The following is a 13,701-nucleotide window of genomic DNA, read 5'->3' as shown; positions in this document are numbered from 1 at the left end:
GTTTTCAGCTAAATAAAGGGGGTTTTTCGAATGGGTAAAAAGAACAAATCAAAGCGTTTTATCCAACAAGGAGCCGATGCTGTTATGAAGCATGATGCAAGATTCCCGTACAGAGGTACATTAGCTGAGGCAGAAAAGGCAAGAAGTAACTCTTCTTTTGGAGGGGTTTAAATGGGGAACTTACTATTCCAACAAGCTAGAGATGCTGTTGAAAATGCCGTATCTTGTTCAAGCGGTACTGAGCAACAAGATCTCGTATATAGAGCAAAAAATGCTTTGCAATCCGCTTACGCAAACTCTTCAACTGCTGAAAAAGTTCAGCTCCGTGAAATGCAAGAGCAATTGCAAAACATTACGAATGTACATTAAAAAAGAGGACCAACTTTGGTCCTCTTTAATCTTTCCGAAACAATCCGAACACCCCAACTGTTTGCAGTATATTTGTAAATGCACCTGGGTCCACTTGTTTAATAATCCTCTCCAATTCGTATAACTCGTAACGGGTAATAACCATCATTAACATTTCTTTATTTTCATTCGTATAAGCACCTGTTGCTGGTATCGTTGTAATTCCTCTTACTAATCGCGAGTGAATCGCCTTTCTTACGTCCGCCCCATTCTTCGTAACAATTAATGCTGTAATCTTTACATGACGAGTATGAATTGCATCAATAATTCTCGTCGATACATATAAAGTCACTAACGTATATAACGCTTTTTCCCATCCATATACATAGCCAGCAGCGATAATGATAATTGCATTAAAAAAGAAAAAGTATGTACCGACAGGCTTATCTTTTATTTTTGATAAAATCATAGCGATAATATCTAATCCACCTGTAGAAGCACCCCACTTTAAAGCAATCCCTACTCCAATTGCCGAAATAATCCCGCCAAAAATCGCATTTAATATGATATCATTCGAAACCGCTCTAACAGGGATGATTTCTAGAAACAAAGTCATAAATATAACACAAAGAAAACTAAAAAAGGTGAAGGCCTTTCCAACCTTTTTCCACGCTAAAATAACGACAGGAATATTAAATAAGCTAAACAATACTCCCGTAGATATGTGAATCGATAAAAAATCACCTAATATTTGTGATAATAATTGAGACAATCCAGCAAAGCCGCTCGCATACACTTTCGCTGGCGTTAAAAATAAATTCATCCCAATCGCGTTTAATAAACCTGCGATGATTACAACGATTAACTTCTTTATAAGTTCAGTATAATTCAACTTCAAATCCATTTCGAATCCACCTTTACCCTTCATAAATGCACCGCTATACATAGTCTTTACGAAAAAGGAAATGATAAACGTACAACGTTTAGAAATGGAGTTGATACATATGCCACATACGAGTGATAACGACAAAAAAGCACGCGATAATAATGCAAAACGCACACAAAAAAATGAGCAAGAGCAAAAAAATATTCAGCAAGGTAAACGTGCATACTCTAAAAAGACCGATCACCTTTGATTCCATCGTACATCAACAATTATGTTGATGTACTTTTTTACATTTTAAAGGAAAAAAACATTAAAAATTCACTTCATGTTCACTTCTATATTCTACAATAGCGATAACATATTCGGATGAGGTGTTGGCATGAGAGGGAAACATATTTTCATTATTACTGCACTAATAAGTATATTGATGCTATCTGCTTGCGGACAAAAAAACGGATCAGCTACAGTCGCCACAGCAACAGACTCGACTGTTACGAAGGACGACTTCGAAAAACAATTGAAAGATCGTTACGGAAAAGACATGCTATACGAAATGATGGCACAAGACGTCATCACAAAAAAATATAAAGTACCTGATGAAGAGGTAAATAAAGAAGTAGAAAAAGTAAAAAAACAATATGGAGATCAATTCAAAAAAGTATTAGAAAATAATCGTTTAAAAGATGAAGAGGATTTCAAAAATCAAATTAAGTTCAAACTTGCTATGAATGAAGCGATTAAGAAAAGCATTACAGAAAAAGACGTAAAAGATCACTATAAGCCAGAAATTAAAGCGAGTCACATTTTAGTAAGTGACGAAAATGAAGCGAAAGAAATAAAGAGTAAACTAGATGCTGGTGCTTCATTTGAAGAATTAGCAAAACAAGAATCACAAGATCTACTATCAAAAGATAAAGGTGGAGACCTTGGATACTTCAATTCAGGTACAATGGCCCCTGAATTCGAAACCGCTGCCTACAAACTAAATGTTGGACAAATTAGCAATCCCGTAAAATCATCAAACGGTTATCACGTTATTAAATTAACTGATAAAAAAGATCTAAAACCTTACGATGAGGTAAAAAACTCTATTCGCAAAAACTTAGAGGAAGAACGTACTGCTGATCCTGCATTCAGCCAAAAATTATTACAAGAGGAATTAAAAAAGGCGAATATTAAAATAAACGATAGTGATTTGAAAGATACATTTACTCTTGTTTCACCGCAAGGAAATTAAAAAAGCACAACCTTATCTTTTTACATAAGGTTGTGCTTTTTAATCTTCTATCTTATTTCTTAAAGTAAGTCCAACCTTCTTCTTGGTAAACTTTTTCTTCTTTCATCAATTTACCAAGTGCACGCTTAAATGCAGCTTTACTCATGTTAAAGCGTTCTTTAATATCTTCTGGATGGCTCTTATCCCAAAACGGCATTGCTCCGCCTCGTTCTTCCATATATGCATAAATTACTACAGCATCGTCTTCCATTCCTTCTTCTTTACGAGGAAGAAGTGAAATGTTAATTGTACCATCATCTTTCACGTCAATAATACGGCCCGTTACACGCTCACCGATGCGGACTTGTTCTTTTCTTTCTGTATGGTGTAAGAAAGCACGGAAATGCTCATCAGTTAGTATGAATGAACCAACTTGAAGCGAACGATATACACGTCCATTTACGTTTTTATTACGCATAGATGGCGTTGCATCTACGATAATTTCTTGCATATCACTGTCTCTTGCCGGAAGAGCAATTAAACGATCACGATTCGTTAATTTTAACGTACAATATAATTCGTCGCCTACTTCTGGCCATACCGGCATATAAATTGGGAACTCATCAGCTGGAATTAGTATATCTTTTGACACACCAATATCAACAAACACACCTAAACTAGGAATAACTTCTACAACCTTTACCCAGTTCCAATCATACGTTGTAATAATCGGTTCCTTCATTGTTGCTGAAATACGATTTTGGTGATCAAGGTATAAGAATACATCAATCGTATCACCTTCTTCAATTTCTCCAGCTACTTCGTTTTTATGTAGGAAAATTTCTTCTTCTTCATTCCCAACCATATATCCGATTTCCGTTTCGCGTAAAACAGTTACCTGTTCAATCGATCCTATTTGCAAATACATATTTTTTAATTCCCTTCTATATATATAAAATTATCTTTTTTATCATTCCAAACAAAAGTTAATTATAACATGATTTTTCCTGTATTTGTCCAACTGCCCAAAATTCACTATAATAAAATGAGGTTCCATGAATATAAGTACGAAAACACTTAAGTCTAGACTCGTTTTCAGCTATACTTTAGTATGTACAGTACATAACAAGATTAGAAATTTATTTGGAGGTGCTAACTATGGCAAAAGATAGTTCTTTTGACATCGTTTCGAAAGTAGAATTACCTGAAGTAACAAACGCAATTAATATCGCATTAAAAGAAATCCAAAACCGATATGACTTTAAAGGAAGTAAAAGTGATATTAAATTAGAAAAAGAAGTACTAGTTTTAACTTCTGACGACGAGTTCAAATTAGACCAAGTAAAAGACGTTTTAATTTCTAAACTTGTAAAACGTAACGTTCCAATTAAGAACTTAGATTACGGAAAAGTTGAAGCTGCAACTGGCAACACTGTTCGCCAACGTGCAACACTTCAACAAGGTATCGATAAAGATAACGCTAAAAAAATTAACAACATCATTAAAGAAATGAAATTAAAAGTAAAAACACAAGTACAAGACGATCAAGTACGTGTTACAGCGAAAAGCCGTGATGACTTACAAGCCGTAATCGCAGCTGTTCGTAGCGCCGATTTACCAATCGACGTACAGTTCATTAACTACCGCTAAAAAAAACTCCTCTTAATTAGAGGAGTTTTCTTTTTAGCCTAGCAGAGACAATATTACAAGAACAAACCATAGAAAAAGGGTATGTGCGGTAAAAATCGCTAAGTAAATTGAAAATAAGGAAAAGACACCTTAAGACGTTTTCCCTTCGATTTGAATTACTTTTCTTAGTAATTACATCCTAGGCCAAAGTCATCTTAAAAATTGCTATAACTCATAATTCCTCTCCTCGCCAAAACGTAACAATTTATGAGTATAAGAATATTTTCCAACCTTTAATGTAATGTAAAATTAATAAGTATTTTAAAAAATGTTAATTAAAAAAGAGTTAGAAGTGGTTATTTGAAGAAATTAATATTATGGTTTTTATTGGCCACATTCTCCCTAAATACTGTAGGATGTTCTAATAATACGAATACACTAACGGATAAGTCTAACTGTATCAACAAAGCTTGGTACAAAAAAAATATGTCATGTAATCATTTAAAAAAGATTAAATAGTTAATGATAAAGGTCATAAAAAAAGACACCTCAAAGTGCCTTCCTCCGACTTGAATCATCTCAATCTTAACAATATTTGGATGTGATTAAAAAGAAGCATAAATTGTTAATAAAGATGCAGACTTCAAAATAAAAAGTACACTAAGTAAACTCTTATTCAAAAATTTATATTAAACACTAATATTTTAGAAGCAAGTTTATAAGTGTAAAACCTACAGGGATTTCCCCTGTAGGTTTTATTATATTTCAAGTGATTTCCAAATGTATTATGAGTGGCTTTTTTCAGTTTGGTTTTCAAAATATTTTTCTTTAACCATTTTTATCAGATTTTCTTTTTCTGTTAGTTCAAATATAAATAATGCTTTTTTCATGTTATTTGCAATATCTTCTTCATTCTGTTGTTTAAATCTTAATAAATTCCATCCTTTTAAATAGTAAAGTTCACCTAATAAGTATAGAGTATTTAGATTAATAGCTAATTTGATGCCCTTATCAATGTATTTTACCGCTTCTTCATATTGATAGGTCATACCTAAACATTTCGCTAAATTAAAAATGATTTTTAATTTAATCGCTTTATCTCTCGGAAAATCTAACTTATTAAAATTAGTTAAACATCTTCCTAATATAGTAATACTTTTATCATATTCTTTATTTTCCGCATAAAATATAGACATTGTCTGCATAATATCTATTTCTCTTTCTGATAAAAAATCAACATTGGTTAAAGTTAGTTTTAATGCATTATTTAAAAGCTTTAAAGCAGTTTTTATGGATCTGTTCACCTCAAATACAGCAATTGCTTCATGCCATAGGAGAAATTGTTTATCTTCTTTTGCCTGAAAATTTTTTTCATCTTTCTCTTTTTTCACGATTTCATAAAGTTCTTTATATTGTTTTTGCTTTAAGCAATCTTTTATTACACATTTTACATTTTCTACATATTTTAACTTTTTGTTTTGAGTTAATGCAAATATATTATTTGGGTCAATACCAAGTCTTTCTGATAATTGATATAACAATATACTAGATGGATAAATCATACCTTTTTCTATTTTGCTAATTTGACTTTGCGAACATATTCCATGACATAATTCGGATTGTGATATATTTTTTTTAATTCTAAGCTCTTTAATGGTAATACCCAAATCGTAAAATTCCATTTTCCCACCTACTATTTAGTACTATATTAGTATAAGAGTATTCTCTAACTTTTAATGTAATGTAAAATTAATATAGTTGCAATTATTGTTTGTTTCAAAGGTCTTTCTCTATCCGTATTGACACAAAAACAGGCTAGGAAGAAGACTTTCTCCCTAACCTGGCCCCACCGAACAAACTTACAAATCCAATAAGAAGACATGAATATAGAGTGCGTAACTTCTCATCTCATCTACGTTTCCTTTTAACTGCAATTAAAAACGCAATAAATAATACATTCACACCAACGATTAAGGAGATAAATAACCAATTCACACCTGTTTCTCCGTTAACTTTATACACGTTTGATTCTTCACGCTTTAAAACGAAATAAAATTCCCCATTTTCCTCTCTTATAATTTCATCCTCTAACAATCCTCTTAACTCTTGTTTTTCACCAATCGTACTTGCAGGTAAGGAGACTTTTTGTGTTTCTTTCGTATTATTAATTGCTACTAAAGTTACTTCATTTTTATATTTTCGTTTTAGTATGCTCATCCCGCTCTTATCATACAGTAGCTCAAACGTACCGCGTCGTAAAGACGGTCTAGCCTGTCTAAGTTCACCTAGTTTTGTTATGTGCTGCATAAATTTTTCGTCTGACTTAAAATCCATTAATCGTCTATTATCAGGTACACTTCCTCCATCTAATGCAATTTCAGTTCCGTAATAAAAATTCGGAATTCCAGGTGATGTTAACAAATATGTAAGCGCCAGTTTTAAACGTGATGGCGGATAATACATATTTTCTTTTGCAATACGCGCATATCTTTTTGTTTCTTGATCATCTAAAAACGTAACAAATTCCCCTTCTTTTTTACTCACATCGTATAACGATTTCACCGATACATCCGCTTTGGAAAACGATTCTACTATTTTTTCGTTGTATTCACTATCCTCCTTTGTCATAATACGAAAATCTTTCTTTATCACTTGCATATCTTTTTGCGCGTTATCCCAAAAGGAACGCGGCTTTTTTTCACTATGTATAACATAACTTCCATCTAAATCAACTTCTTTTATCCACCATTTCATTGCATCAATTACCTGTTGTTCGTTTTCTCCAAGCGGAAATTGAAATACAACTTTCATTCCTTTTGCATGAGCTTCTCTTACAAGTTCTTTCACATCATTGTCTGCCCCGAAATGTTCATTTACCTTTTTAAAATTTCGCACGTCTACTCCATCGTACTTTCCACTTTCAAAAAGCGGCGAAAGCATAACGGTAGTAAAACCCATTTCTTTTATGTAATCCAACCTTTTTATAATTCCTCTTATATCCCCACCTTGATACCCTTCTAAATTACCAACTTCTAACTGTTTGTCATTTTTCGGTTCTCCATTATTGAAGCGATCAATCATAATGGAATAGATAACTTCGTCTCGCCACTCTCTTTTTTCGTCTGCAAAAGTATGTATTGGTACAAACAAAACAACAGCTAAGCAAAAACAAATGAATAGTTTCCTAGTCCGTATTTTTCCCACACGCATCCCCCAAGTTTTTTAATTATAAGAATATTATACCAATTTTCTGAATGAAACGCATATGTCGATTTCAACCCTCACAAAATAATACATGTTAGGTTTCCTAACATAATGTATATAATTTTCTGAATTTTTAGTTGATTTTTAGTTTAATTTCGAATATGATATGAAACATAACAAAATGATGTTATTTTTTCTAACATTACAGGAGGGAAAATCATGAATATGGGAGATACGGTTTTTATGTTTGTAACGACAGTAATGGTCATGTTAATGACACCAGGATTGGCACTTTTTTATGGAGGTATGGTTCGCAGCAAAAATGTACTCAGTACAACGATGCATAGTTATAGCGCAATGGCTATCGTTTCGATTCAATGGATTGTTATCGGCTATTCTTTATCATTCGGACCAGATTGGCACGGGATTATCGGTACACTTGATTGGTTCGGTCTAAACGGAGTTACCTACGTACCAAATCCAGACTACTCATCTACTATTCCTCACAATTTATTCATGATGTTTCAACTCATGTTCGCCATTTTAACTCCAGCTTTAATTTCAGGTGCATTCGCTGAAAGAATGCGATTTTCTGCCTTTCTTATTTTTATCCTTCTATGGACAACGATCGTTTACAATCCTGTCGCTCATTGGGTATGGGGCGTCGGCGGGTGGCTAAGGGAACTTGGGGCACTAGACTTCGCTGGCGGAAACGTCGTTCACATCACTTCCGGAGTTGCTGGTCTTGTATTAGCTATTTTCCTTGGAAAGCGAAAAAACATAAATGGTTCTTCTCCTCACCATTTGCCATTTACAATGTTAGGCGCAGGCTTATTATGGTTTGGCTGGTTCGGTTTTAACGTCGGCAGCGCATTATCCTTAAACGACGTAGCTTTAACTGCATTTATTAATACAAATATAGCCGCTGCTGCCTCCGCTCTAACTTGGATGCTTTCTGAATGGTTCTTCCAATCAAAACCGACTGCGATGGGAGCTGCTTGCGGAGTTGTTTCTGGTCTAGTCGCTATTACACCAGCTTGCGGGTTCGTTACACCTTTCTCCGCCCTTCTTATCGGGGCAATTGGTGGTATATTATGCTTTGGCGCCGTTTTCTTCTTAAAAACAAAATTCGGGTATGACGATACACTTGATGCCTTTGGATGCCACGGCATCGGAGGAACTTGGGGCGGTATTGCAACAGGACTATTTGCAACCACTACCATAAACGGAGATGGTGCAAACGGATTATTTTACGGAAATGCCGCTTTACTGTTTAAACAACTGGTAGCAATTGGAGCAACATATGCATTCACAATAATAATGACTTATGCCATTATTAAAGTTATTAACTTCTTCCTCCCTGTTCGGGTAGATGAGCACCAGGAACACATGGGACTTGATATTTCGATGCATGGCGAGAAGGCTTATGAACATGCAGAACGAGTAAACTAAAAAAGAGATGCAATCTATTAGTAATAGATTGCATCTCTTTTTTGCGCACCGGGCAACATACCCCACCTAGTATAACTGGAAATATATTAACGGTTTTTTGGATATATCGATTGTTTCGACACAAGATATCGATTTACCAACAAATTCCGACATAACGAAACTGAAGAATACCCGCGTGTAACTTTACACATAAAAAAAGACGACCGTTTCATAACAGTCGTCTTTTCCTATTTATTTCGGAGCATTTCCTACATATTGCGTAATATCAACATTTAATGCCTGCGCTAAACGCATACCGTATTCTTGATCTGCACGGAAGAAGTTACAAACAGCTAATAATTTTGTGCGTTCATTTACGTCTTTTAGATCATTTGTTAAGTTTGCAATTAAGTTATCTTGCTCTTCTTTAGAGAATGAACGGTAACGCTCACCTGCTTGTTTGAAGTCATTTGGTTTCTCGATTTTTTCACGAGATACATAGCCTTCTACTTTCATAGTTGAATCGCGGTAAGCTTTGTCTTCAACCGGATTCTCTGCATGACGGCTCGGTTCGTAGTTGATTGTAGATGGGTTTTGATTTACTTGCATCGCACCATCACGTTGTTGATTATGAACAGCTGCGTATGGGCAGTTTACAGGAATTTGTAAGTAATTTGCACCAAGACGATAACGCTGTGTATCTGGATAAGAGAATAAACGACCTTGTAATAATTTATCTTCCGATGGCTCAATACCCTTTACAGTTGCACTTGGAGAGAACGCTACTTGTTCTACTTCTGCAAAGAAATTTTTCGGATTACGATTTAACGTCATCGTCCCTACTTCCATTAATGGGAAGCGATCTTCTGGCCATACTTTCGTTGGATCTAATGGATCAAAGTCTAAAGAGTCCATTTCATCTAATTGCATAACTTGTACGTGTAAATCCCATTTCGGGTGATTTCCTTTTTCGATTGCGTCGAACAAATCACGAGTTGCATGATTGAAGTCTTTCCCTTGTACTTCTTGCACTTCTTTCGCATTTAAGTTACGTACACCTTGCTGTGGTTTCCAGTGGTATTTAATATAAACAATTTTACCTTCTTCATTAATCCATTTAAATGAATGGACGCCGAAACCTTCCATTTCACGATAACTTGCTGGTGTACCGTAATCAGAAAATACCCATGTCATCATGTGTGTAGATTCTGGAGTTAACGTCATGAAATCCCAGTAACGATCTGGCGTTTGAATATTCGTATCAGGTGCTGGTTTTAAAGAATGTACCATATCAGGGAATTTAATTGCATCACGAATGAAGAAAACCGGTAAATGATTACCTACGATATCGTAGTTTCCTTCTTCTGTATAAAATTTAACAGCGAACCCACGTGGGTCACGTGCTGTTTCAGGAGAACCTTGACCATGAATAACCGTTGAAAAACGAACAAATACAGGCGTTTCAGTTCCTTCATTTTGTAAAAATGCCGCTTTCGTATATTGCTTCATACTATTTTTCGTTACGAATACACCGTGAGCACCTGCACCACGTGCATGCACAACACGCTCCGGAATACGTTCACGATCAAAGTGCGCAAGTTTTTCTACTAAATGATAGTCTTCTAATAATACTGGTCCACGACGACCAGCTGTACGAGAATTTTGGTTATCTCCAACTGGAGCACCTTGGTTTGTTGTTAAGCGATTATTTGGATTCATCTAGGGGGATCCTCCTCTTTCTTTCATAGTAATTATTATTTATTTAAAATTATTATAAACTAATTATTATTAAAAACTAAACCTTTGTCAACTATTTCCTTCACTTTTTTTGAAACAATTTCAGCCAAACAGTCGATAAATGCAGATTGTGCATTCGGCATACTTGGTCTAAAATATTTGGCATTTAATTCATCAGTTACAACTTTACATTCATAATCGTTGTCATATAAAACTTCTAAATGCTCCGCTACAAAACCAACTGGGCAATATACGAAAGATTCGTACCCATGCTCTGCATATAAATCTTTCGTTAAATCTTGCACATCTGGACCAATCCATGGATCAGGAGTATTCCCAGCACTTTGCCAACCGATTGTATAGTTTTGAATATTTGCAGCTTCTGCAATTAAATCTGCCGTATGCTTTAGTTGTTCTACATATGGGTCTCCTGCTGCAATAATCTTTTCTGGCAAACTATGCGCTGAGAAAATTACGACTGCTTTCTCTTTATCATCAATTTCTGTAAACGTTTCTTTTATTTGGTCTGCCCAATACGAAATAAATTTCGGTTCATCATACCATTGTTCAATTGGTTCAATAACAGGACCACCGATTTCTTTTGAAAGACGAATAGCACGATCATTATACGCTTTAATGCTAAATGTAGAATAGTGCGGTGCTAATACGATACTAATCGCCTGCTCAATTCCATCTCGCTTCATTTCCTCTACAGCATCTTCTATAAATGGCGCAGTATGTTTTAAACCTAAGTAACAAGTAAATTCATACTCTGTAAATATGTTATTCATTGAATCTGTTAATTTATGCGCCTGCTCTTTCGTAATTTTTGCAAGCGGCGAAATTCCACCAATCGCTTTATAGCGCTCAATTAAATCTTCAAGCGCTTCTTCTGACGGCTTACGCCCGTGACGGATATGTGTATAATATGCCTCTACATCGTCTAATGATTCTGGTGTTCCATACGCCATTACGAGTAAACCTATTTTTTTCTTTGTCATCTATATAACACCTCAATTTTATAAATGAGAATCCTTTTCAGAACGTTTGTTTCCAATTATAACAAGCAATAATAAGTACGTCAAAATAATAATTCTAATTAAGTATTATTTATAAGGTGATTTTGAATTTTATATGACAATTTCTTTAATAAAAAGCGACTTACATAATTGTAAGCCGCTTTTCCCTTATTCCTTAATATTTACCCCATATTCTTTAAACCAAACGTGAATTTGTGCTAAATGAGCTAAAAGCTGTGGCCCAGTCATCAATTGACCAAACCATGGTGTTTGAAATGCACTGCCACCAGACTGAATTAATCCGTTCAACTGCTCTTTATCAAACAATTCGTGTAAAATTGAACCTTTATCCGTTAATAGATTTTGAAGCCATACTGTTACTGCTTTTGTATAGTGTGGATTGTGCGTTTTCGGATAAGGACTCTTCTTTCTATATAAGATGTCATGTGGAAGTACATCTTCTAACGCTTTACGTAATAGACCTTTTTCGCGGTTTTTATACATTTTCATTTCCCAAGGAATATTCCACGCATATTCGACAAGGCGATGATCTGCAAATGGAACACGTACTTCTAAACTTGCCCCCATACTCATGCGGTCTTTTCTGTCTAATAATGTTGTCATAAACCATACCATATTTAAATAAAATAATTGGCGTCTTTTTGCTTCTAGCGGACTTTCTCCCTCTAAAATAGGAACTTCTTGAATCGACTCTTCATAGCGCCTTTGTACATATTGTTGTAAATTTAATTTATTTCTCCATTCTTTCTTTAGCAGTTGTTCACGTGCTTCTGTAGAGCGCATCCACGGAAAGGCACTCGATTGTAAATCATCTTCTCTATAAAACCACGGATATCCACCAAATATTTCATCTGCACATTCCCCAGATAAACCGACGACAAAATCTTGTTTAATTTCACGACAAAACCATAATAATGACGAATCGATATCTGCCATACCAGGCAAATCACGAACGAGTACTGCTTCAGTTAAATACTCTGCTAATTTTTCATTCGAAATGACGCAGCGATGATGGGTTGTTTGAAATGTCTCAGTCATTAAATTAATAAACGGAGCATCTGAATTTGGCTGGAACGCATTCGCTTTAAAGTATTTGTCATTATCTTCGTAATCAATAGAATACGTGTGTAATTGCCCTTTTCCTGATCTCTCGTATTCTTTCGCTGCGATAGCTGTAATAGCGCTCGAATCTACACCACCTGATAAAAAAGTACATAGTGGTACATCAGAAACAAGCTGTCTTGTAATGGCATCTTGTAATAAAAAGCGCGTTTTCTCTACTGTTTCTTCAAAAGAGTCTTCATGTTTTTTACTTTCTACATTCCAATATCTCCATATACATAAACCGTTCTTTGAAAATGTCATCGCATGACCTGGACGTAATTCTTTTATACCAGCATAAATACCATGGCCAGGCGTTCTTGACGGTCCGAGGCCGAATATTTCGGATAACCCTTCTAACGTTACTTCCGCCTTCACATCTGGATGAGCCAGTATCGCTTTTAACTCTGAACCAAATAGTAATCGCCCACTATCATATTTATAAAATAGCGGTTTTACACCTAGTCGATCTCGCGCAATAAATACTTGTTCTTTCTGTTCATCCCATACAGCAAACGCATATATACCGTTTAAATGATCGACACATTCTTCTTTCCATTCAATATAAGAAGCTAATAATACTTCTGTATCAGAATGACCTTTGAACGTATATCCTCTTCTTAATAATTCCTTTCGAATGTCTTCTGTGTTATAAAGTTCACCGTTATAGCAAATGGCGTAATTCGTTTCATCTTTTAAACAAGTCATCGGTTGTTTCCCGCCCTCAGGGTCCACAACGATTAAACGTTTATGCCCAAATGCGACATTGCCTTTAATCCAAACTTTATTATCATCCGGCCCACGTTTGGCTAACGTCTCAGCCATCTTCGTAACGACATCTCTTTCTCCTTCTAATGAGCGTTTATAATCCACCCATCCTGTAATCCCGCACATATAAATCATCCTTCCATCTTATTTCTTTTCTTGAACGTGCAGTAATCCCCACCCTAAGAGTGCGGATCAAAAAATGGAAAACTTGACGATAACCTACTATCCACATATGGAATAGCATTCTCACTCAGTAAAACGTGTTTTATTGTATGCCCACCTATGTCTAGATGTGTCTAGTTATAAAGAATGCACGAACTGTCTATAACAGGAATAACTAC

At 35.2% G+C, this 13,701-nt stretch carries 13 protein-coding genes; 6 read left to right on the top strand and 7 right to left on the bottom strand.

Translation table 11 applies throughout. From position 1 onward, the window contains the following. Positions 1-30: 30 nt before the first annotated feature. Positions 31-171, top strand: a complete 141-nt coding sequence (locus QCI81_RS20120) for a hypothetical protein (RefSeq protein WP_000516816.1) — start codon at positions 31-33, stop codon at positions 169-171. After that, positions 172-369, top strand: a complete 198-nt coding sequence (locus QCI81_RS20115) for a DUF3813 domain-containing protein (protein WP_000527408.1) — start codon at positions 172-174, stop codon at positions 367-369. It abuts the gene before it with no gap. Positions 370-394: 25 nt separating this feature from the next. Here QCI81_RS20115 and QCI81_RS20110 read toward each other — a convergent pair whose 3' ends face one another. Continuing rightward, positions 395-1,252 (bottom strand): YitT family protein, encoded by an 858-nt coding sequence (locus QCI81_RS20110; RefSeq protein WP_000364431.1) that lies wholly within the window; start codon positions 1,250-1,252, stop codon positions 395-397. A gap of 100 nt (positions 1,253-1,352) precedes the next feature. Here QCI81_RS20110 and QCI81_RS20105 point away from each other — a divergent pair, with 100 nt between their 5' ends. Both QCI81_RS20105 and prsA read left to right on the top strand, forming a co-directional pair. Further along, positions 1,353-1,484 (top strand): DUF3941 domain-containing protein, encoded by a 132-nt coding sequence (locus QCI81_RS20105; RefSeq protein WP_001120851.1) that lies wholly within the window; start codon positions 1,353-1,355, stop codon positions 1,482-1,484. A gap of 129 nt (positions 1,485-1,613) precedes the next feature. Then, positions 1,614-2,471 carry a peptidylprolyl isomerase PrsA gene (prsA, locus tag QCI81_RS20100; RefSeq protein WP_063546784.1) on the top strand — a complete coding sequence of 286 codons (858 nt, stop codon included), beginning with the start codon at positions 1,614-1,616 and terminating at the stop codon, positions 2,469-2,471. A 52-nt stretch (positions 2,472-2,523) separates the two neighbouring features. Here the strand turns inward: prsA and QCI81_RS20095 are convergent, their stop codons facing one another. Then, the gene (locus tag QCI81_RS20095) at positions 2,524-3,378 is read right to left on the bottom strand and encodes a CvfB family protein (protein ID WP_071731603.1); all 855 of its coding nucleotides are present in this window, start codon (positions 3,376-3,378) and stop codon (positions 2,524-2,526) included. 230 nt (positions 3,379-3,608) lie between these two features. Here QCI81_RS20095 and QCI81_RS20090 point away from each other — a divergent pair, with 230 nt between their 5' ends. Further along, positions 3,609-4,100 carry a YajQ family cyclic di-GMP-binding protein gene (locus tag QCI81_RS20090; protein WP_001040146.1) on the top strand — a complete coding sequence of 164 codons (492 nt, stop codon included), beginning with the start codon at positions 3,609-3,611 and terminating at the stop codon, positions 4,098-4,100. A gap of 764 nt (positions 4,101-4,864) precedes the next feature. Here the strand turns inward: QCI81_RS20090 and QCI81_RS20085 are convergent. Both QCI81_RS20085 and QCI81_RS20080 read right to left on the bottom strand, forming a co-directional pair. Continuing rightward, positions 4,865-5,761, bottom strand: a complete 897-nt coding sequence (locus QCI81_RS20085) for a helix-turn-helix domain-containing protein (RefSeq protein ID WP_000397875.1) — start codon at positions 5,759-5,761, stop codon at positions 4,865-4,867. 226 nt (positions 5,762-5,987) lie between these two features. Continuing rightward, positions 5,988-7,289, bottom strand: coding sequence for an alpha-amylase family glycosyl hydrolase (locus QCI81_RS20080; protein ID WP_071731602.1), 1,302 nt, complete (start codon positions 7,287-7,289; stop codon positions 5,988-5,990). A gap of 213 nt (positions 7,290-7,502) precedes the next feature. Between QCI81_RS20080 and QCI81_RS20075 the strand changes: the two genes are divergently transcribed. Then, positions 7,503-8,735 carry an ammonium transporter gene (locus QCI81_RS20075; RefSeq protein ID WP_071731601.1) on the top strand — a complete coding sequence of 411 codons (1,233 nt, stop codon included), beginning with the start codon at positions 7,503-7,505 and terminating at the stop codon, positions 8,733-8,735. A 231-nt stretch (positions 8,736-8,966) separates the two neighbouring features. Here QCI81_RS20075 and katB read toward each other — a convergent pair whose 3' ends face one another. From katB to asnB, 3 genes are all read right to left on the bottom strand, one after another. After that, positions 8,967-10,433 (bottom strand): catalase KatB, encoded by a 1,467-nt coding sequence (katB, locus tag QCI81_RS20070; protein ID WP_071731600.1) that lies wholly within the window; start codon positions 10,431-10,433, stop codon positions 8,967-8,969. Positions 10,434-10,492: 59 nt separating this feature from the next. Beyond that, the gene (gene hemH, locus QCI81_RS20065) at positions 10,493-11,452 is read right to left on the bottom strand and encodes a ferrochelatase (RefSeq protein WP_071731599.1); all 960 of its coding nucleotides are present in this window, start codon (positions 11,450-11,452) and stop codon (positions 10,493-10,495) included. Between the two features lie 186 nt (positions 11,453-11,638). Next, positions 11,639-13,486, bottom strand: coding sequence for an asparagine synthase (glutamine-hydrolyzing) (gene asnB, locus QCI81_RS20060; protein ID WP_000333991.1), 1,848 nt, complete (start codon positions 13,484-13,486; stop codon positions 11,639-11,641). Between the last annotated feature and the right edge of the window lie 215 nt (positions 13,487-13,701).

The organism is Bacillus cereus group sp. MG20, from assembly GCF_040459885.1.
GTDB classification, from domain to species: Bacteria; Bacillota; Bacilli; order Bacillales; family Bacillaceae_G; genus Bacillus_A; species Bacillus_A cereus.
Note: the sequence above shows the minus strand (reverse complement) of the source record. Positions and strands in the feature narration are given on the sequence as shown.

Excerpts from the sequence above, each read along its gene's own strand:
- QCI81_RS20120 (WP_000516816.1), top strand. The coding sequence starts at position 31 with ATGGGTAAAAAGAACAAATCAAAGCGTTTTATCCAACAAGGAGCCGAT.
- QCI81_RS20115 (WP_000527408.1), top strand. The coding sequence starts at position 172 with ATGGGGAACTTACTATTCCAACAAGCTAGAGATGCTGTTGAAAATGCC.
- QCI81_RS20110 (WP_000364431.1), bottom strand. The coding sequence starts at position 1,252 with ATGGATTTGAAGTTGAATTATACTGAACTTATAAAGAAGTTAATCGTT.
- QCI81_RS20105 (WP_001120851.1), top strand. The coding sequence starts at position 1,353 with ATGCCACATACGAGTGATAACGACAAAAAAGCACGCGATAATAATGCA.
- prsA (WP_063546784.1), top strand. The coding sequence starts at position 1,614 with ATGAGAGGGAAACATATTTTCATTATTACTGCACTAATAAGTATATTG.
- QCI81_RS20095 (WP_071731603.1), bottom strand. The coding sequence starts at position 3,378 with ATGTATTTGCAAATAGGATCGATTGAACAGGTAACTGTTTTACGCGAA.
- QCI81_RS20090 (WP_001040146.1), top strand. The coding sequence starts at position 3,609 with ATGGCAAAAGATAGTTCTTTTGACATCGTTTCGAAAGTAGAATTACCT.
- QCI81_RS20085 (WP_000397875.1), bottom strand. The coding sequence starts at position 5,761 with ATGGAATTTTACGATTTGGGTATTACCATTAAAGAGCTTAGAATTAAA.
- QCI81_RS20080 (WP_071731602.1), bottom strand. The coding sequence starts at position 7,289 with ATGCGTGTGGGAAAAATACGGACTAGGAAACTATTCATTTGTTTTTGC.
- QCI81_RS20075 (WP_071731601.1), top strand. The coding sequence starts at position 7,503 with ATGAATATGGGAGATACGGTTTTTATGTTTGTAACGACAGTAATGGTC.
- katB (WP_071731600.1), bottom strand. The coding sequence starts at position 10,433 with ATGAATCCAAATAATCGCTTAACAACAAACCAAGGTGCTCCAGTTGGA.
- hemH (WP_071731599.1), bottom strand. The coding sequence starts at position 11,452 with ATGACAAAGAAAAAAATAGGTTTACTCGTAATGGCGTATGGAACACCA.
- asnB (WP_000333991.1), bottom strand. The coding sequence starts at position 13,486 with ATGTGCGGGATTACAGGATGGGTGGATTATAAACGCTCATTAGAAGGA.